This window comes from Stenotrophomonas sp. GL_111, from assembly GCF_057835245.1.
In genome coordinates, this window is record NZ_CM174421.1 from 2,531,883 (window position 1) to 2,550,641 (window position 18,759).

Consider the following 18,759-nt stretch of genomic DNA (forward strand, 5'->3'; position numbering starts at 1 on the left):
CCTCAAGGTCATGCAACGGCAATAGATCATTGCCTGACTACACGAGTTACCGCTTGATTGGTTCAAGCCATTGCCAGAACATAATTTCATCGAAGAACTGCTTGTACTGATCAAGCAGAGCACACTTCAACTGGCCACGATCGCGCCAGAACGGCAACACGCCTGCTATAGACCAGCCTTAGTACCTGTGGAACTCTGGATCAGAGCAGGCAGTGTAGATGGCAGAACAACGCGAACCACCCAGACTTTTGCACCGGGCCATTGCAGTAGCCGTAGCGCCGTCAATGGAAGGTCCACCCGCGTACTGAGTCCCTGTGCCAGAAGAAGGCGACACCACGGCTGCAACACATTGGTTGAAGTATGTGAACTCGATTTTGCAGGTCTTGCCGCTACTTGCTTGGCAATTATCTATCGCTTGCCGAGAAGCATCTCGCTCTGATCGCGCTCCAATCGCAGCTCCGCCCTCAGAACCATTGACGGCACCGGCCAACGCACCCCACGTCTTTATCCATTCACCCGTGGGCCTAGGGGGAGGCGTAGGCAAGTCGACAGAGGATCCATCTGCGCCTCCACCGGGTATGGGCGCGCATCCTTGAACCCCCTGACCACCAATCGGGTAGTACCCAGGCGGGCAGTTCCCTTCCGCGAATGCGGAATTGGTCATCAGGGAAAGGAGCAGGATGATTGCTCTACTGATCCACGAATTCATCGAAACTTCCCTATCTACTCGCCCGCATTCGAATTGCCGCGTTGGACTCTCGATGGAGCGGGGATCAATCCTATGCGCCATTGCTGCACTGCTTGGCGGGAGCAGCCCGCGAGCCAATCGACTAGGCCTGCATGCTCCGCGACGACGATTGCACCTGTTCCTGCTCGTTGGTCTGCTGCAACGCCAAGCGCTGTGCGCTGGCCTGCTCCTGCACCCGCTGGCTACTCTGTTCCAATGGCGCATTCATGGCGGTCATGGTATCCACAGACACACGCAGTTGTGCCGGATCGGCCTCCTTGCCCTGCACCGCGAATGTACGCGCCGCATCATTGCTCATCAGCACCGAATCGATGCGCTTGCCGCCGGCGGCGTGCATCTCTGCAGCAAGGCTGCCGGCCAGTTGATCACTGAGATGGTCCGGTGTGCGGCCCGCCTTGGCATCTTGGGCAAGCACCCCCCGCCGTGCATCTTCGAACAGCGGGTTGCCGACGTGATCTGGGTGATCCAGGCTGCTCGTGCGTCGGTCAGCCTTGCGCTCGGCCTCATGCTTGGCCGGTTCACCGGGCTTGAGCGGCCCGCGGATTCCATCGACCACATCTCGCACGCCACCGGATACGCCGCGCGCGCCGGCAGTGATGCCCCAACGGCGTTCGCCGATGTCGTCGCGATACTCGTCGATCATGCGATGGTTCTTGTCGGCAAGCGTGCGTGCCTGCAGCGACTGCAGGGCCGACTTCGCGCCGAGGAAATTGTCCAGACTGTGTGAGCCCAACGATAGCCCTGCGGCAGCGACGGGATAGTCGGGGATCACGAAGTTCCCCTTGCTGTTGCTGAACCCGCAGCCCGACAGCGTGTTGATTTCCTTCTGGGTGGCGTAGATCCGAACCTGGCCGAAGTGAGGCGACGCCGCGCTGACCGGGTCAGCGGCCATCACGTGGTTGATCATGTTGTTGCCACCTTCGGGGATACGGTAGCCGAGACTGGCTGCGCCGTAGGCATTGAACGTCTCGCCCTTGAGGTTGAAGTGATGTGACGAGATCTGGGCCAGCGTACCGCCCAGCGAGTGGCCGGTAACGGTCACGTCCCAATGCTTGCCATCCCTCAACCCTTCAGCCTTGGCGAGATCGACCGCGCGTCGCGTCAGTTCGATGGCATCACGCCCCTGCAGATTCGCACGCGTCGTGACCATTCCGCCATCTGTCACCACGCCATCCAACCCGATCTGCTCGGTCCCTCTGTGCCCGACTACAATTTCGCGGGTACCAACACGCTGGTACACCGTCCCTTGATAGCCCGTAAGCTTGTTGTTGACGTGCTCAAGTATTTTGTACTCATGCCCGTTCAGGGTTACATGTTCCTCTGCACCAGGCGCGCGTCGACCCACCGCACGATCCTTGTAGGCGTCATTGGAAACCGCTGCGTAGTCCTGGCTACCGATGGCCATCACTTCACCTCGCTGGCACCAAGGGTGATATGGAAGAGCGTGTCCCTGAGCTCAGGACGGTACTCGTTGGGGTCTTCCCTGCCGCTTGAGGGGTAATCCGACATCGTCTCCGCGCGCGGGTAGTCCATCTCAGCGTAATAGCGGGTCAGCGCGCCGCCTTCAAGAAGGCTGTCGCTCTTGATGAACGACAGGAACCGCGTCTCACCCTCGGCACCGGTGGCCTTGAGCATTGCGCTTGCACCGGTGAGCTCCCAGTGGCACACGCCGCGGCCGTAGTAGTCCTCATCCTGCATCAGGTCCAGGTAGACGGTGCCGCGATACTCGTCGTCGGAGACCTTGCGCAGAACCACAGCTTCCTGGCTGGTGATACGACTACCAGTACCCGTGGCGGGCTCGATGTGACCGCACTGGTCTTCGTTGGTCACGTCGTACTGCGCGCCACCTTCGACAACCGCAAAGGGGCCCGGCGCATTGTGGATCTTCAGCGTGACCTCAACCGCCTTGCGTGGACTGGGATTGAGCTTGGCCAATCCGCGGCCACCGTTGGCGACATCGTCTTCTGCAGAGGCAAGGGTCTGGCTCATGGTGTTCTCCGTTCGACTACAGGCGGACATCAACAATAGGAGGGCGCATAGTTTCAGTAGGCGACACATGCTTGGTTTCCTTGGCACTTGGCATACAAAGGCGTCTCTGAGATACACGCTGCGCACAGAGGCTGCAGCTCAACAGTACGATGGAGTGGTTCGTTGTGAGCAGGAGTGCAGCCGATCCAAGACCACCAATGTCACCGGTGCGACGTTCATGTCGTCGCCCGCGTTGCTTGACTAAGAACCAAATGGCGGATCTTCTGCGTCGCCACACCAGAACTACAGTCGCAACCCAACATCGATTGCACCGAACTTCAGTTTATGCGCGCACCTTGAATCCCAATCGCACAATTTCATTGTTGCCATAATGACCTTCAGAATGACCTAAAGTATGGCTCCGCGCATGCTGAATATGCGATCGCGCAATGACCACCCTTCGAATCTTGACAATACTTCACCGCCTCATCATGCGCCGCCTGCTTGGTCGGCCCCCGTGACAACATTGCCAGCCCTTTTCCCGAATCAGGCACCGCATAGGCCATACACTGGTTCATGTATGTAAAAGAGACGCTGCAATCCTTCGCACCTTCTGCAGCGCAGCGTCGAACTGCGAGTTTCTCTGCCTCTTTCCGAGAAAGCTCGCCGTTGGACGCGCCAACAAGATCGGAACCTGAAGACTTTGCCAAAGCCCCCCAGGTCTTAATCCATTCGCCGGTTGGGCGTGGAGCGGGAGCAGGCATGCTCTCGGCCGAACTCGCCGATGCCCCACCAATAGGCGCGCAACCTTGAACCCCTTGGCCACCAATCGGGTAGTAGCCAGGAGGGCAGTTCCCTTCGGCGAATGCGGAATTCGCCAACAGAGCAAGGAGCAGGATGATCCATCTATTGACCCACAGATTCATTGGCATCCCTCCATTTACTCGCTCGAATTGGCGTTACCACGTTGACCTCTCGATTCTGGCATTCGTTCACCTGAGTTGATTCGAGGCATCGCATGCGACTCACTCGCATGGCTCACCGGTGCTTCAGCAGTGGGTCTCGGCGGCGTATATGAGCCCGCCGCACCCGGCGGCTGTCCCTGCGGACCCGGCTGGGCACCGGCGGCGCCCCCGATCTGCGAGTAAGCCATGAAGCTGCCCAGCGTGCCCTGGAAGAACATTGCTGCCATCGGCGGCGAGGTCAGGATCAGCGTGGTCAGAATCAGGCCCATGCCGCCCTGCTGCATGGCAATGCTGGACATGCCTTCAGTAAAGTTCTCTCCCATCAGAGTACCCAGCAGAGTGCTCCCCCAGAACGCACCGGCGACGCGGGCAACCATGTCCATGGCAATGGCGGTCATTGCCGCCAAGACGCCCATCGAGAACATTGTGCCTATCCCGTACATCAGCCACTTCTGGAAGAGTTGCTTTGTCTGTTCAAATAGCAGACACAAGATGAACAACGGGCCAAGGCCGATAAACAGCGCGAGAGCGACCTCATAGAGCAGAAGCATGGAACCGGCGGTAACAGCCGGCCCACCGGTGCCCATACCAATGAACCACATGGCGCGGGTCTTCGCACTGTCCAGGGTGACATCGCCCATCACATCCAGCGCATCCACCGACGACAACGCCAACTGCATGTAGCCCAGGTTCTTGTCGATCAGCTCTTCCGGCGACTCCTTCTTGCCTGTGATGACATGGGTGATCTCGTTCTTGACGTCGGTATTGAGGAAGTCGTGCAAGTCACGGCCAAACATCGCCATGCTGGTTGCAACGGACACGATCAACGCTGCTTTCGCCATGTTGGTGACCAGCACCATCAGTGAGTCGCGGCTACGCCCGGTAACGATGCGGAACCCCTGCACGAGAACCCACAGCGTCATCAGGGTCAAGGCGATCGCGCCGACCCACTTCATCATTCTCCCAAGCAGCTCAACGCCAAAGTCCGCGATTTCCTTATGCAGGTAATCGAGGATCAATCGGAAGAACACGAAGTCGCCAACCGACGATTGCACGTGCAGGTTCTGCAAGAAATGCAGCACCCCCTGCCCGAACATGCCGTCCACCATCCCTAGACTCATAACATCACCTGATAATTAAGGGGGATCCGTCCCGATCGGATACCGTGCTAAAGCGACAACGCTGCCTTGAGCGTTGCTGTCTTCACAATCGTACCCAATGGACTCTGCGCCCCTTTGAGGGCACGCTGGGTCAGCATCTGCTGCTGCTTGGTCAGCGCGCCGATCTGCTTGTCGTACATCTCAATCTGCTTGTCCCACGTGGTGAAGTCCGTCTGCATGTAGGCATTGGAGACAGCGGCATTTGACATGGCCTCGGTCATCCCACCCTCCTTGCTCGTCAACAGACGAATGTTCTTGATCTGATCAAGAACCTTCCGCATATCGGGCATTGTCTTCTGAACAACATCGACAGTTTCATTGTACTTGCGGTTCTCGAGCATCTGAATGGCAGCGCAGATGTTGCGCTGCTGTGCAGCGATGTCACCGCCTGGGCTCATGTTCAACGCAGTCAACAAGCCAGACAGGCTCATGATCGACCCGGCGCCGCATCGCGCAGCCACGTTCCAGTCTGCGTCGACCTTTTTCAACGTAACGCCCGTTGGCATGATCGGCGAAGCAATGATCTGATTGAACTGCGCCAGCTTCTGGGCCCAATTCTGAGTCGTATCGATAAAGCGCTGTGCCTGGGCACCATACTCCAGCAACGCCTCACCTTGCGTAGCCAGAGTATTGACCTCCGTCATCGTTCCATTGAAGAGGTTCATACCGATCTCGACTACCGGCAAGGTGTAGGCCTGCACCGGCGCAGCCAGCAGCACTGCGCATGAAAGCGCGAGGGCGGCGGTGCGGAAACGGGAGATGCTGTTGGGAGTGCCCTTGAAGCGGTTGACGGTATCCATGTTCTTCTCCATCAGATTTAACTGGCGATGTGCCGGCGAGTTCACGATGATCTTCATGCCATGGCCTCCTGATTGTTGGATGCAGATTTACCGGAGCCCTTTCGCTTGCGGTAGAAATCACTCAACCATTGTTCCGGAGTCAGCTCGGATTCGACCACTTTCTCGCGCTGGGCAGCATCAGAGAGCACGCGATGCATGATCTCGATATTGTCGGTGGAGGCCGATATCACCGATAGGATGTCATCCATACCGCGCAGATTAAGTTGGCAGACACTCGATGCGTGGCCCTGCTTGACCAGGAAGCAACGCGAACGCTCGTCCAGTGCGGTCACCACGCGGAACTCGGCCTCGGTCAGCTTCAGGCCATCCATGTAGTCGCTCTTGCTGGCATTCGGGTTGGGCAGCAGGATCAGGGTCGCCGTCTGTTCGATCAACGCGGCCGAGATATCGCTCTTCAGCGCATCCTCCGGGCTCTGCGTGGCGAAGATGCCCATGCCGTTCTGCTTTCGAATGGTCTTCTGCTTGTTCTTGGCGAATTCCTTCAGGCCGCCCTCGCCGTCCAGGATCTTCCAGAACTCGTCCATCACGTAGATCAGCGGGCGCCCGTCGATCAGCGACTCGAGCTTGTGCAGCAGATAGTTGATCACCGGCACACGCACTTCGGGGTTGTCGATGATGTCGGTGTAGTCGAATCCGATGATGTTCGCCTTGCTCAGGTCGATGGTATCGACCGGGTTGTCGAACACCCAGCCCAGCGAGTTGCCGGATGTCCAGCGCCGCATGCGCGCATAGAGCCCGTCATCGCCCATGTTGGGCAGACTCTTCTGGAAATTGGTCATGCTGCGCAGGTGCATCGGCGTATCGAGCATGTTCTCCACCCCGCGGAAGATGTCCTCCTCCTCACGGGAACTGTACTCGCGCTTGCCGGCAAGCACCTTGATCAGGTCAGCCAGGAACTGGACGTTGCCTTCATTACGGTCACACTGGAAAGGATTGAAGCCGGTTGCGGCACCATTCTCCAGCGCCAGATAGTTGCCCCCGCAGGCGCGTACGAAGATCTCCGCGCCGCGGTCCTTGTCGAAGAAGAAGATCGTCGGCGACGGCTCATACTTCTGCACCTGGCTGAGCAGGAAGTTGATCAGGGCGGTCTTACCGGTACCGGACTTGCCGATCACCATGGTGTTGGCGATCGCCTTTTCACCCAGGGAGTTCTCGGAGGGGTGAGTGGCATGGAAGTTGAAATAGTAAGGCTGGCCGTTGGTGGTCTGCAGCGTGGTCACGCAGTCGCCCCACGGGTTGTTGTGCTGCTTTCCCGTGGCGAAGTTGTGCAGCGGCGACAAACCAAGAAAGTTCAGCGAACTCAGGTTGGCCAGGCGCGTCCGGTAGCGCCAGTTGCCAGGAATCTGCGCGTAGAACGACGACGTCACCGCCAGATCTTCCTTGACCGAAATGAACCCGGCATTGGAGAGCTCGGCGCGTGTGGCGGCAACGTTCTGCGACAGCTTGGCCTGGCTGTCGCCGTACACGGCGATGGTGTAATGGTACTCACCCAGCACGAAGTTGCCCGAGGACAGCTGGTCCATCGCCTGATCCAGCTCGATGATCTGGCTGACCGCCTTGTCACCGGAGGAGATCATCATGCCCTTGGTACGGTCCAGCACCTTGAGCGCATCCTGCCGCCCCATGGGGCTGAACGAATGGGTCACGACGTACTCGAAATCCAGGTACTTCATCCCATTGAGGATGCCGGGATAGGTGCCCTCGGCATATTCCTTGATGTTGAGGATGGCACCGAAATGATTGACGCCGTTCGGCGTGGCGATCACGAAATCGCCGGTCTTGGCCGAGAACATGTGCCGGCTGACCGGCAGGTAATCCTTGATGGGCGCCGAGAGCACGGGAACCGGCTCATCGATGCGGTTGATCAGGTAACCAAAGAACTCCAGCGTCTCGGAGAACACGATGCCGTTCTTTGCTTCATACATGCCAAGGCGGTACGGCGCGTAGTCGCGGATGACCGCCTCCACGTTGCCAGCCAGCTCCAGCAGCTTGTCGACGGCCTGGTCCTGCTCGGCCTGTAGCTTGGGCACATTGGCCGACTTCTCGACGAAGCGCTTACCAGACACCACCGGCCGGTAGATCATGGTCAGGTACAGCTCGTTCTGCATGATCCGCTGCGAGGAGAGCATGCCCATGTACTGGTCAGACACGTCCTGGTTGAACTTCTGCCGGAAGGTGCTTCTGCCCTTCAGCGTGCGGCGGCGGCGAATGTCGTGCGTCCAGAAGGCGACGTTGACGAAATCCGGCGCGCGCAGGGTCTGCAGCAGACGATTGAACGTATTGTGCTTGTGCTCCAGCTCCCACTCCTCGCGCCCGACAAAGGGCAAGCCCTCGAGGTGCCAGGTCAACAGGTAATCACCGCCCGTAGTCTTCACGACATTCGCGGAGACGTGCGAGGACAGCGGGATGAACTCTGCGATGGAGGTGTCAGGGCTGAACATGAGACTGCTTCCGTAGAGGGTGCTGCGATTCTTCCAGGACAACCCGGGCGGGCAGCTGCCTGCCCGGGATGATCCGGCGCCTCAATCCTTGGGTGCCGGTTTGGTGCGGTAGTGATTGGGGCTGAATACCCACATGCCATCGTGGTCCTGCACGTTGCGCGCCCTGAACTTGAACTGGAGACGCAGGCCGAGCAGCCGGAAGATCATTTCATCGCGCTTGGCCATGTTCCGCATGATGAAGATCGCCACGGGAATCGACAGCAGATACCAGAAATTCGTGTAGACGCTCAGCAGGAACAGCCCGCCAATCACGAAAAAGAACGGCAGGTAGGGCACGCCCAGAAACATCGCTGGGCGTGTGCAACCCCGGAAAACGACGTTCTTATGCACTGTAGTACAGCAGCACCTGTTCCAGCAGCATGCCGGTACCAGTGCCAGTGCTGGAGCAGTTGCTGGTCGAGCTGTCGCCCAGCAGCATCTTGGCGATCTGACCTGCAGCACCGATCAGCAGGCCACCGATCAGGATCGGAGCGACATCGCCGATGCGCTTGTGCGCGAACGCGATCTGGTAACCCGCGAAGATCACCGCAATGGTGACGACGGCGATCGAGGCAATATTGAGCAGGCCGTTGATGTTGGTGAAGAAGCCGCAGACCTTGGTATCGGTGCCGCCGAAGCCGCCAGCCGCAAAGGCTTCCTGTGCGAACACTGCGCCGGCAAACAGGACAGCCATGAGCATGGACTTGAGCATGCGCTGGGCGTGGACGAGATCGAGAGTGGATCGCTTCATGGGTGGATTTCCTTATTGATAGACGTAAATAACCAAACTGACCAGTCGAGGGCCTGGCCACGCCACGACTTCGCTAGAAAACGAAGGCCGCATCCCCTGCGGGAATCTGTTGAACCGGCTGCCTCTGTGCCTGGCCATTCTGGCCCGGCACGGCAACCGGCGTGTTCCGCTCATTCCATGGCCGCAGCATCACCGGCTGGTTCGGCTGATCGACAGCTGGATTTCCCTGCGCCTGCTGTGCCGATGGCGCACCGGCCTGGGCCTGCATCAGCGCATCCTGCACCTCTTGCGGATACTCCGCATAAGGGGACGCGGCCGCGCCCGGCTGTGCTTGCTGACCTGCCCGATCCACAGCGCCCAGAACCACGCGCGAGAGCGCCTGATCGGCGAGATTGACCAGGGCGCCGCGCGCCATGGCACTGGTGGAGGGATAGACCACATAGGCGCGCGCAGGATCTTCCGGCGGTTGAGGCGAATACAGCGGCCCGTTGGCCTGAGCGACGATGCGCGCCTGCGCCGGCGAGGCCGGCCCGGGATGATGTTCCACCTTGACCGCGCGACGGCTGCCACGGCTCACCACATCGATCGGAGCAACCGCGCCGAGCGCCGCAACCTGCTGACCACGTGAGATCGAATCGTAGATTTTCTGCACATAGCCGTGCCGGAAGCCGGTGACGAAGTTGCCCGAGTAGTAGCAACTGAACGACTTACCCCAATCCTTGCCCGACCGCTTGTAGCACTCGGCAAGAATGCGCGAGCCCGCAACCAGGTTCGGACATTGCTGGAAGGCCTTCTCATACGAATCCAGGCCATATTTGGCCAGGTTGTAGCGATTCACCTGGGCAAGCCCGATGGAGAAGTTGTATCCCTTCTCCTCCAGCATGCGCACAGTCGACAACGCCTCGTCCAGCTGCTTGGGCTGACGGACCAGAGCACCTCCGACCACGCCAATGGCGTAGGGGTTGCGCGAGGATTCGACGTTGATGACGTGCTTCATCACGTCCATGGACACCGCCATTTCCGGGCATGCCATCATTTCGATTCCGGGCAGCATCAGCGGCTCCTTGCCTTGGCGTGGACGCAGGTGCGTCCGGTTGCAGTGATGGCGATCATTCAGCCCTCCTGTCCCTGCGCACGGCCGGGATTGAAATCGATACCGGTGATGTAGCGCGAACCGGCGTGTGCCTTGATGTGGACCACGATATCGATGGTCATCATCAACAGGCGCTTGATCACCGCGAACTCCAGTCCCGACCCTTCGGTAGACGCCTTGACCATCAACGCCAGCTGGTCCCAGGTCTGTTCCGGGCTGCCGGCATGGCAGCTGGTGATCGAACCTGGATGGCCAGAGGCGCAGTTGCGGATGAAGTAGAACGCTTCGTCACCGCGAAGCTCTGCCAGGATGATGCGCTCAGGTTTCATGCGCAGGCAGGCCTCCATGCAGGTCTTGGCAGTCACATTGCTGGTGCTCTGCCCGCCCTTGGAATACAGCAGGTGCACCACGTTGGGCTGGGTGATGAACAGCTCCCGCGCATCTTCGATGGTGACGAGTCGCTCCTCATCCGGAATGTGATTGACCAGTGCCTTCATGAACGTCGTTTTGCCGCTGCCGGTGGCACCGGAAACCACGATGTTCTTGCGGTACTTCACCGCGCGCCGGAAGAACTCGGCGTACTCACGTGAACTGCGCAGTTCCAGCAACTCGCGATCCTGTTCGCTGATGCTGCCGTCCTGCTCCAGGATCTGGTTGAAGAAGCCATCCTCGTGATACTGGTGGAGCGTCTTAGTGTGCTTGGACGGCAGGCGGATGGTGATTGACACCTTGCCCGCATCGCAGGCGGGGGGGATCACGAACTGTGCGCGCTGTCCGGTGGGAAATGTCAGCGATACCACCGGGTCCGCATCGGTGATGCGCTGCCCGGTGTTGCTTTCATTTACCACGGCCGTGCAGAACTGCCTGGCCCGCTCGAACGTCAGGCCAGGCACGTCCACCCGCTGCCACCCCGCCCGGGTTTCCAGGTACAGCTCGCCGGGACGGTTGATACAGATTTCCGTCACGTCCGGCGAGGTCATGTATTCATCGATTCCCAGCACTTGATACTGATAGTGCAGGAAATCGCTGGAAACTAGCGCTAGAGGGGCCACTTCGGCGTCCATGATTCAATTCACTCGATCAACGGCGCTGTCCAAGCACATCGGAGAAGTCGACATCCTTGGCGACATAGACATTCAATACGCTGCCCTGGTTGATCGTGACGGTAGGCGGTGAGCGCTCGCTGAGCGCTTCTCCGGCCAGTCGCTCCATGGTGCGTGCGGTGGCGCTTTCATAGGGGGACTGCACAGCCAGGCCGCTCCCCGTCACGGTGGTGGTTTCTGGACCATTTTCGGCGGCGGCATATTTGAAGGCATCTGCGATCAGACTGATCATCAACGCCGATGCGATACGACTGCCCCAGTGCGCGCTGTACTGCCCGGGGTGGCCGGCACTGCCCAAACCGTCGATACCCGGACTGGACATGGCCACATCCAGACCATTGGGCGTGGTGATGCGATCCCAGATCACTTCAATGCGCTTGCCGGTCGGGCGACCACCGTAACTTCCGTAAATCTTGGAGCCCTTCGGCAACAACAGATTGCGACCGTTGATCGAGTACACCGGCTCGGTCAGCAGGCAGGAGGTGTAGCCGGCATAGTCCGTGATGATTCGGGTTTCCAGCACACAGCGCAGATACGTACCGCGAACCAGAAGCGCATCAGGGCTACGAATGAAGGACGCACTCGATACGTCATCGACATCCGGGCCACGCCGGGTCTTGCCTGCACCAGCGGGCTGCATGCCCGGCATGTTGGAGAGCAATGCCTGCCGCGTTGCTTCGTCAAGTGCACTGCGCTGCGGCCCCGCACGGTTACCCGCTGCCGATGCCGCGTCTTCTGAACCGGCGATGCGACGATCCAGCAGGGTCGGACCGCGCGGCATCATCGGCTCCGGTTGGGCTATTGGCACCAACTGAGTGGACTGGTCCTGCGGCAGCGCCGGCAACATCGGAATTGGATCGGGCTGTGCCTGCACCTGGGGCTGTGCGGCCGGGCCAAAGTTCGGCAGGTCCGGGGTCGCCGAACGCGCGGTTTCACGCACGGCCGCGGGGCCTTCCTCGTCACGCGACTTGTGGAAAACCATATAGCCGACGCCAAGCAGCAACAGCAGAATGCCGCCCATGAAGACCAGCGCCTTACGATTCAAGCGCTGCTCCTCCGCCGACCGCAGGGTCGGGGCGCTGGCATCCAGATCGGGAGCCGGTTCAGCCTGGGCTTGTCCGAAATACGGATTGGAAGGCGAATCGGGCGCACCGTTGCCTGCGCCGTAACGGCCCTGGCTCTCGTCGCGTCCGTCGATCGGATCGTTTCCGGGAGTGTTGTTCTGGCTCATTTCTTGACGTTCCTTCGCAGGCCAACGACGAAATCGCCATGGCGGATGACCAGGTACGGGTAGGTCCCGTGGACGATCAGGCTGTTTCCTTCCACGGTCGTATTGACCACGAAGTCCTCACCGTATTCGGTATCCCTTCCGAAAACCGCGGGGAAGATGCCGGTCTTGAACTCCGGTGAAGTGGGCAGACGCAGATAGGTGAATCGACCGTCATCGTATGCATTGACTGGAATCAGCCACCCCATCTTCTTGGCGCGGCTGGTCGAGTAGGAATAGTCGAAATTGTACTGACGGTCCTTGGAAAGCTCGCTGCTCAACAGCGGCTTGGCCTCTTCCTGCACCGCCTCCTGGGCGACACCGAATTCGGTATCGGCCGGGTAGGTGAACGCAACCTTGTACTGCACGCCCGCCCGACGCGCCTGCTCAAGCTGACGCCAATCGGTGGCCACCACCTTCAGCTCGAAGATGTAGGAATGGGTCTCGGTGCGCACCATCATGTTGGTGTCCACATCGACGTTCTTGGGCTTGATGTAGAACACGTTCTCGCGGCGCGTCAATTCCCAGCCACTGCTGAAGCCGGTGCTGTAATCGAGAATTTTCTCGTCCGGACTCAACTCGATCTGGGTGGTCAAGCCCAGCCCCGTACGCACCGGATAGATGCGGTCCTTCTCATATTCATAGTGATCCACCGCCTGCGCGAACGCGGCGGAAGAGACCACCAAAGACAGCATCGACAGCAACGCCAATGCGCTTCCCCTGACTTTTCGACTACTCATCGGTTGCTTGCTCCATCAGCATTTCCGGTGGAATTGTTCTGCGCCGGCCTCATTGCCGGCTGTCCGGGCATGGCTTGCCCCGGCATTGCCTGACCAGGGAGACCCTGGCCTTGAACGGGTTGCCCCGGGACCTGCTGGCCGGGCACTGGTGCGCCGGGCATCTGCTGGCCCGGGTAAGGCTGCGCCGGGACGCCTTCCGCCGGTACGGCAACTGGCTGTCCCGTCACCGGGTCTATCACCATGCTCGCCGCCGCTGGATTGCTCGGATCGTAAACGCCATGCTGGGCGGCCAGCTGGGCTTGGTCGGCCTGCTGCTGAAGCGCCGCCTGGTCCGGTCCCGGCACGCCCCGTGAGTAGTCATTGTCGACGCGATACTCGAACACCTGGAAGCTCAGCGGATTCAGGATGCGCTCCTGCTCGTTCAGGGCCAGGTTCGGTACATAACGGAAGCGCATGGTCACCAACTGGTTGTCCAGATAGTTGGTGGTAGCTTTCGTCTTGTCATAAATGCTGCGCTGGATACGTACCGAGGCGCCGCGGAAGCCGCCGGTGGCTTGTGCTTCCAGCGGAGTGATGCTGAGGATCTTGACCCGAATCGCCCGTTCCTTGCCGTAGAGGATGAATGGACTCTGCGGGTTGTTGTTGGCGTAACGCGCCTTCAGGGAGCTGCTGACCCGGTCATCGGACATGACAAACACCAGCTGCCAATCCCGCAAACCCATCACCGCGAAATCATAAGACTCGCGGGCCATCACGTACTGCGCCACGTTGCTTCTATTGATGGCATCGCTGGCGGTGACCGACTGACCCTCGAAATTCCCGCTCAGGCGCGCCACGGTGGCGGTACCCGTATACGCATCGGCCATCACCAAGAACGGCACCTTCTCCTTCAACGGCAGCATGTAGTAGTAACCGCCGGCCAGCGCCAATGACATCACCAGCGATGCAGTGGCCACCCACCACGCGCGGCGCTCGCTGCGCCGTGCCATGTCGGCCACGGTCAACTCATAGCTCACCGCTTTCGCGACGGCCTGGTCGACCTTCTGGCTGCTGCCTGTTTCCTTTTTTCGGAACATGGATTCATCCGTACTGCTGGAACGTCAATGGGCGCGGCACCCCGGCGCCGCGCGCGAGGGGTGTCACGTTTACTGATCCCGGCCGATCTCAGCTTCCGCTGGACGCACCGGCACCGGTCGCCGAAACGCTCGGCGACGCACTCTGCACCACGATCTGGTTGCCCACGATGGACACTGAAACGCCCTGGCCCGCATAGGCGCTGGTCACGTCGATCATGGCTTGCTGAGGATTGGTGGTTCCGATCGAAGACACCGCGCCATAGAGCGTGTAGTCCGAGCTGAGGCGGTAGTCCAGGGTCATCCCGGAGTCCTTCGCCCAGCGCTCGAGCATGGTCTTGAGGGTGCCGTCCATGGGCGTCGCCTGGTACACGTAGCTGGTGTACAGCGGGATTTCCATGGTGGTACTGGCGAAGCGGTTGACCGGTTTCCAGCGGCCGCCGATGTCCGGAGCCGGTTTGGTGGCGCAGCCGGCCAACATCAATGTGGCGGCAGCGGTGATCAGTGCTTTTGACAGAAACGCTTGCTTCATACGAACTTCCCTATGGCGTACGGAAAAGCGGCTTTACTCGAATTTTCGGCGGCAATTCATCGTGCCGAGCGGAATAACGCCCGACAGGCAGATGTGGTTTGCAGATGCAGCCGTGCAACACCCTGGAGTGATGCGACCGGGCCCCCGCCCCGCCCCTGCAGCCAATGGCTGCCAGTACTTTCGTGAAGGCGTCCCGGACATGCTGTCCGGCCCCGTCGCCTCACGGTTCCAACTCGAGAAAAGCCATCCATGTCCCTCTTGGCAACTACTGCAGTGCCGTGCATCCAGCACCGTACTCAAACAACAATTTCACACCGCATAGAACGGCCATCACAAATACGATGCCACACCTACACGTCAATTCAGTGTCAAAGGATAAACAAAAAGGTTCTTCACATGTCGTTTTTTTGACGCACATCACACGTTTTCACATGGACTTGTTCAAATTTGCAAATTTGGTACGGAAGTTTTCGGCAACAACCGCGAGGTGAAATAGCGGTCCTTGTAGTACTTGATCTTGTCGCACTTCACCGGATGCGGAATGCCCTCGTAGAGGAACACTTCGTGGTCGTTGCCCATCGCCTTGAGCTCCTGCGGGAGCATCAGCGCGCGACGCTCCTCGGTGAAGCTATGGGTCTTTTCACGGGCATGGGTGACGTTCTTCTTGCGGATGGTCGTGTACCCGAGCATCTCCGAATAGTCGTTGGCATCCTGCTGCTCGCGCGGTGCGTAGAGGATCTGCAGCGCGTGATTGGTGATGATGGTGCGCGAGATGTCCCGGCCATAGGTGGCATCGAGCTGGGCCATGCTCTGGATGATCGGCAGCAGGCGCACGTTGTAGCCGGCCATGTAGGACACCGCCGAGGCGATGATGTCGACCCGGCCGATGGCGGTGAATTCGTCCATCAACAGCAGGCACTGGTACTTCAGGTCCGGATTGGACTTGGGCAGTTCCTTGGTGTTGAGGTTGATGATCTGGCTGAAGAACAGGTTGATGATCAGGCGGCTCTCGGCCAGCTTGTTGGGCTGGATGCCGATGTAGATCGTCATCTTCTTCTTGCGCAGGTCGGTGAGCAGGAAGTCGTTGGCGCTGGTGGCCTTGTCCAGCACCGGGTTGATCCAGGCGTTCAGCGGCTCCTTGAAGGTGCCCATGATCGAGGCGAACGTTTCATCGGCCTGGGACAGCATGTTGGCGAACGCCGAGCATGCGTTGCCGCTCAGGAAACGCTTCTCCGACAGGGTCTTGAAGAACTTCTTGAGGTCGCTGCCATCCCCCGAGGACAGCCGGTACAGGGCGCCCAGGGTCGGCGTGCCCTGCCCGCCCGGGAAGCCCAGCTGGCGCTCGTCGTCCCAGTTCTCGAACAGGTACAGGCCGAAGGCCATGAAGGCATTGCGAGCCTGGCTGACCCAGAATTTCTGGTCGTCCGAACCGTCGGGGTACAGCATCGCGGCGATGCTCATCAACTCCGAGACCCGGAAGGCCTGGTCATCGGAGACGTAGCTGAGCGGGTTCCAGCGATGGGTGCGGCGGTCTTCGGCGAAGGGGTTGAACAGGAACACCTCCTGGCCCTGGCTGGCGCGCCAGCCGCTGGTCAGGTCGAAGTTCTCCTGCTTGATATCCAGCACCACCACCGATTCGCCGTACTCCAGCAGGTTCGGGATGACCACGCCCACGCCCTTGCCCGACCGGGTCGGCGCAGCCAGGATCACGAACTGCTGGCCACTCAGGCGCACCAGCTTGCCGTTGAAGCTGCCGACCACGATGCCGTCGTCACTCTTCTTGAACAGACCGTGCTTGGACAGGTCGGCGGCGCCGGCGAAGCGCGCATCACCATGCAGCGACTTCTTCTTCGGCTTTAACACGAAGAACAGCGCCACCAGCCCCACCAGCAGCGGCAGGCCGAAGCCCAGCACGCCTGCGACCTTGATCTTGCCCACGTACGGCGCAACCGCCGGCTGGTCGATCGCCTGCACGTACTGGAGGTAGGTGTTCCACTTGAACAACGCCGTATCCAGGCCCAGCAGCAGCAGGGTGAGGTACCCGGCCAGGCAATAGCCGACAAGCACGGTCAACAGGACAACAACGGCGGCGACAACAACTTTCTGCGTGGACAAACCCAATCCTCCATGATGCGCCCGAAGACGCTACGACTGGCGCCGACGCCTACGTGGCAGCGGACGCTTCTCATCGACTACCTGTTCCATCCCCTGCACCGCGCCGTCCTGCTCAAGCAGTGACGACAGTTGGCGCTGCGCTGCATCCAGCGTCAGCACCTCGGTGACCCTTGCGCCTTCGGCCGTGAGCACAGCATGGCCGAACACATCGGCCGGACTGTACACCGGCGAATATGTCAGAGCCACCAGCTGATACCGGCCCCTGATCTGCAACGCATGCGGATACTCAAGCATGTGAAGGTCCCCTGATCAAGAACACGTGAAGAATGCTAATCCAGTAAAGAGTCGCTGCCAATCGGAAAATTCCTAAGTCAGGATTGTGAAGGTCGATCCACCCCTCACCGCGTGCATCCAGGTGTGGAGGGCTCTGCCGAGGTCGCCAAGGCAGCGCCGGCATCGAGCGCCCGCGACTGGGCGCGTGACACCGCGATGTCCGGTGCCGCCTCGGACAGGTCCATTACGATGCGACACCCGGGCGGGAAGGTCTGTGAAACGAAGGCCGCGCCCTCGCGCACATGCACCTGCAACTGCGCTAAATCGGTGACGCCGCCCTGCTTGGCCAACACCGTGGCATGCATTACCTGGGCATCGTTGATGCTGCCCGGAAACTGCTGCCGAAGCGCGGCGTACAGCGCATGATCCGGATCGCCCGGCAGCGGTACCGTGCCAGGCACCGCGCCGATCACCACCGGATGCCGCTCGAAGCGAGCCTGCAACGCCGCATCGACCGGCTCGGCATTGAAGGGGTCCTCGACCTGGCCGCGCAGGCGGTCCGGCACCAGCTGTTCGATGTAACCCTCGGGGCTGCTGCGGTCAACCTTGCTGCCCAGCCGATACAGCAGCGACCCCTGCTCGGAGCGATGCACCACGTTGCGTCGCGGGTCATCCGGCTCGGCCACCTTCTCCAGCAGCGGCACATCGGTGAGGCCGTTGAGGTAGTCCAGCATCAGGTTGCCGCTGCGCCGCCCGAGCCCGTCACGGTGATAGCTGCCGCCGATATCCGAGTGTGCGCCACCGACCACCACGCCGAGCAGGCGGCCATCGGCGGACAAGCCAGGATCGATGATATGGCTGGCGCGGAACAGGCCGCGCCGCTCGTCTTCGGCAATGATCTGCAGGCCCGACAGCACCGACGGTGGCAGCCGCCGATCGTGGTCACGGACCGGCTCACCGGTGCCGACCGGGTCGAACAACCCGACTGCCTGCGCCACCTGCCCAGGCGCCACCAGCGGCGGCTTGGTGTAGGTGACGGCCGTGATCTGGCCTTGGTCGTTGCTGGTATAGCGCGCGCCGGAGGGGTCCTGGATGCCACGCGCATGCACCAGCCGCGCGAATCCGGCTGCCTGTTCGGCACCCCGGCTGAAGCCCACCCCGGCAAGCGCGATCGCCGCGTCGGGATCGTCGGCGCGCCATTGCTTGGCCTGTTCGATGAACTGCCGGTACATCTGCTCCAGGCGTTCGTCGTAGGTATGCCCGCGCGCACCGTCCCAGGCCCGGTCCAGCCAGTTGTCCTGGGTGCCCGGGCCCGCCACATAGCCCACGCGCAGCTGCAGGTGACCGGCCTCGTTGAGGGCTTCCACCTGGTCGCGGATGCGGGCCACGTTGGTGGCGTGGTCGGGGTCATTGTCGGCATCGCTGCCGGTGCCATCGAAGGCGGCCACGTACAGGCGCTGATGCGGGTCGGCACTGCGCAACAGCAGCGGCACCTGAAAGGTACTCAGTGCGGCACGTGCATCAGTGTAGGACTGCAGGTCGTGCGCGTCCGCCGGGTAGTACCCCACCCCGTCTTCACGAAGACCATCGCGACCGATGCGGTGTTTGTCGTCTGCCATGTCCCTGGCTCC

At 60.5% G+C, this 18,759-nt stretch carries 18 protein-coding genes; all 18 read right to left on the reverse strand.

Annotation, left to right across the window (positions count from 1 at the left end; genetic code table 11):
- Positions 1-178: 178 nt before the first annotated feature.
- Complete coding sequence (locus tag AC3IPM_RS11345) at positions 179-790, reverse strand: DUF4189 domain-containing protein (protein ID WP_489299944.1); 612 nt, start codon at positions 788-790, stop codon at positions 179-181.
- A gap of 40 nt (positions 791-830) precedes the next feature.
- Positions 831-2,153 carry an XVIPCD domain-containing protein gene (locus tag AC3IPM_RS11350; protein ID WP_489299945.1) on the reverse strand — a complete coding sequence of 441 codons (1,323 nt, stop codon included), beginning with the start codon at positions 2,151-2,153 and terminating at the stop codon, positions 831-833.
- Positions 2,153-2,806: a hypothetical protein gene (locus AC3IPM_RS11355; RefSeq protein ID WP_489299946.1), complete on the reverse strand. Its 654-nt coding sequence runs from the start codon at positions 2,804-2,806 to the stop codon at positions 2,153-2,155. Before AC3IPM_RS11355 ends, AC3IPM_RS11350 begins: the two co-directional genes overlap by 1 nt.
- 308 nt (positions 2,807-3,114) lie before the next feature.
- Positions 3,115-3,642, reverse strand: a complete 528-nt coding sequence (locus AC3IPM_RS11360; RefSeq protein WP_489299947.1) for a DUF4189 domain-containing protein — start codon at positions 3,640-3,642, stop codon at positions 3,115-3,117.
- Between the two features lie 14 nt (positions 3,643-3,656).
- Entirely contained in the window at positions 3,657-4,790 is a 1,134-nt protein-coding gene (locus AC3IPM_RS11365; RefSeq protein ID WP_489299948.1) for a TrbL/VirB6 family protein, read from the reverse strand.
- A gap of 59 nt (positions 4,791-4,849) precedes the next feature.
- Positions 4,850-5,698 carry a hypothetical protein gene (locus AC3IPM_RS11370; protein ID WP_489299949.1) on the reverse strand — a complete coding sequence of 283 codons (849 nt, stop codon included), beginning with the start codon at positions 5,696-5,698 and terminating at the stop codon, positions 4,850-4,852.
- On the reverse strand, positions 5,695-8,142 hold the full coding sequence (locus AC3IPM_RS11375) for a VirB4 family type IV secretion/conjugal transfer ATPase (RefSeq protein ID WP_489299950.1): 2,448 nt from the start codon (positions 8,140-8,142) through the stop codon (positions 5,695-5,697). Before AC3IPM_RS11375 ends, AC3IPM_RS11370 begins: the two co-directional genes overlap by 4 nt.
- An 81-nt stretch (positions 8,143-8,223) precedes the next feature.
- Positions 8,224-8,532 (reverse strand): VirB3 family type IV secretion system protein, encoded by a 309-nt coding sequence (locus AC3IPM_RS11380; RefSeq protein WP_489299951.1) that lies wholly within the window; start codon positions 8,530-8,532, stop codon positions 8,224-8,226.
- Positions 8,525-8,932: a TrbC/VirB2 family protein gene (locus AC3IPM_RS11385; protein WP_489299952.1), complete on the reverse strand. Its 408-nt coding sequence runs from the start codon at positions 8,930-8,932 to the stop codon at positions 8,525-8,527. The genes AC3IPM_RS11380 and AC3IPM_RS11385 overlap by 8 nt, the downstream gene beginning before the upstream one ends.
- A 73-nt stretch (positions 8,933-9,005) precedes the next feature.
- Positions 9,006-9,986 carry a lytic transglycosylase domain-containing protein gene (locus AC3IPM_RS11390; protein WP_489299953.1) on the reverse strand — a complete coding sequence of 327 codons (981 nt, stop codon included), beginning with the start codon at positions 9,984-9,986 and terminating at the stop codon, positions 9,006-9,008.
- Positions 9,987-10,045: 59 nt separating this feature from the next.
- A complete protein-coding gene (virB11, locus tag AC3IPM_RS11395) occupies positions 10,046-11,089 on the reverse strand; it encodes a P-type DNA transfer ATPase VirB11 (RefSeq protein ID WP_489299954.1) in 1,044 nt (347 codons plus the stop codon).
- A gap of 16 nt (positions 11,090-11,105) precedes the next feature.
- A complete protein-coding gene (locus AC3IPM_RS11400; protein ID WP_489299955.1) occupies positions 11,106-12,359 on the reverse strand; it encodes a TrbI/VirB10 family protein in 1,254 nt (417 codons plus the stop codon).
- Positions 12,356-13,135: a TrbG/VirB9 family P-type conjugative transfer protein gene (locus AC3IPM_RS11405; protein WP_489299956.1), complete on the reverse strand. Its 780-nt coding sequence runs from the start codon at positions 13,133-13,135 to the stop codon at positions 12,356-12,358. The genes AC3IPM_RS11400 and AC3IPM_RS11405 overlap by 4 nt, the downstream gene beginning before the upstream one ends.
- Positions 13,132-14,211, reverse strand: coding sequence for a VirB8 family type IV secretion system protein (locus AC3IPM_RS11410; RefSeq protein WP_489299957.1), 1,080 nt, complete (start codon positions 14,209-14,211; stop codon positions 13,132-13,134). Before AC3IPM_RS11410 ends, AC3IPM_RS11405 begins: the two co-directional genes overlap by 4 nt.
- An 88-nt stretch (positions 14,212-14,299) precedes the next feature.
- Positions 14,300-14,740, reverse strand: coding sequence for a hypothetical protein (locus tag AC3IPM_RS11415; RefSeq protein ID WP_489299958.1), 441 nt, complete (start codon positions 14,738-14,740; stop codon positions 14,300-14,302).
- 441 nt (positions 14,741-15,181) lie between these two features.
- On the reverse strand, positions 15,182-16,855 hold the full coding sequence (locus AC3IPM_RS11420) for a type IV secretory system conjugative DNA transfer family protein (RefSeq protein ID WP_489299959.1): 1,674 nt from the start codon (positions 16,853-16,855) through the stop codon (positions 15,182-15,184).
- Positions 16,856-16,885: 30 nt separating this feature from the next.
- Positions 16,886-17,149: a hypothetical protein gene (locus tag AC3IPM_RS11425; protein WP_489299960.1), complete on the reverse strand. Its 264-nt coding sequence runs from the start codon at positions 17,147-17,149 to the stop codon at positions 16,886-16,888.
- A gap of 104 nt (positions 17,150-17,253) precedes the next feature.
- Positions 17,254-18,747 (reverse strand): phospholipase effector Tle1 domain-containing protein, encoded by a 1,494-nt coding sequence (locus tag AC3IPM_RS11430; RefSeq protein ID WP_489299961.1) that lies wholly within the window; start codon positions 18,745-18,747, stop codon positions 17,254-17,256.
- Positions 18,748-18,759 lie beyond the last annotated feature (12 nt).

Coding starts and splice junctions, on each gene's coding strand:
- AC3IPM_RS11345 (WP_489299944.1), bottom strand. CDS start 790: ATGGCGCATAGGATTGATCCCCGCTCCATCGAGAGTCCAACGCGGCAA.
- AC3IPM_RS11350 (WP_489299945.1), bottom strand. CDS start 2,153: ATGGCCATCGGTAGCCAGGACTACGCAGCGGTTTCCAATGACGCCTAC.
- AC3IPM_RS11355 (WP_489299946.1), bottom strand. CDS start 2,806: ATGTGTCGCCTACTGAAACTATGCGCCCTCCTATTGTTGATGTCCGCC.
- AC3IPM_RS11360 (WP_489299947.1), bottom strand. CDS start 3,642: ATGAATCTGTGGGTCAATAGATGGATCATCCTGCTCCTTGCTCTGTTG.
- AC3IPM_RS11365 (WP_489299948.1), bottom strand. CDS start 4,790: ATGGTGGACGGCATGTTCGGGCAGGGGGTGCTGCATTTCTTGCAGAAC.
- AC3IPM_RS11370 (WP_489299949.1), bottom strand. CDS start 5,698: ATGAAGATCATCGTGAACTCGCCGGCACATCGCCAGTTAAATCTGATG.
- AC3IPM_RS11375 (WP_489299950.1), bottom strand. CDS start 8,142: ATGTTCAGCCCTGACACCTCCATCGCAGAGTTCATCCCGCTGTCCTCG.
- AC3IPM_RS11385 (WP_489299952.1), bottom strand. CDS start 8,932: ATGAAGCGATCCACTCTCGATCTCGTCCACGCCCAGCGCATGCTCAAG.
- AC3IPM_RS11390 (WP_489299953.1), bottom strand. CDS start 9,986: ATGCTGCCCGGAATCGAAATGATGGCATGCCCGGAAATGGCGGTGTCC.
- virB11 (WP_489299954.1), bottom strand. CDS start 11,089: ATGGACGCCGAAGTGGCCCCTCTAGCGCTAGTTTCCAGCGATTTCCTG.
- AC3IPM_RS11400 (WP_489299955.1), bottom strand. CDS start 12,359: ATGAGCCAGAACAACACTCCCGGAAACGATCCGATCGACGGACGCGAC.
- AC3IPM_RS11405 (WP_489299956.1), bottom strand. CDS start 13,135: ATGAGTAGTCGAAAAGTCAGGGGAAGCGCATTGGCGTTGCTGTCGATG.
- AC3IPM_RS11410 (WP_489299957.1), bottom strand. CDS start 14,211: ATGTTCCGAAAAAAGGAAACAGGCAGCAGCCAGAAGGTCGACCAGGCC.
- AC3IPM_RS11415 (WP_489299958.1), bottom strand. CDS start 14,740: ATGAAGCAAGCGTTTCTGTCAAAAGCACTGATCACCGCTGCCGCCACA.
- AC3IPM_RS11425 (WP_489299960.1), bottom strand. CDS start 17,149: ATGCTTGAGTATCCGCATGCGTTGCAGATCAGGGGCCGGTATCAGCTG.
- AC3IPM_RS11430 (WP_489299961.1), bottom strand. CDS start 18,747: ATGGCAGACGACAAACACCGCATCGGTCGCGATGGTCTTCGTGAAGAC.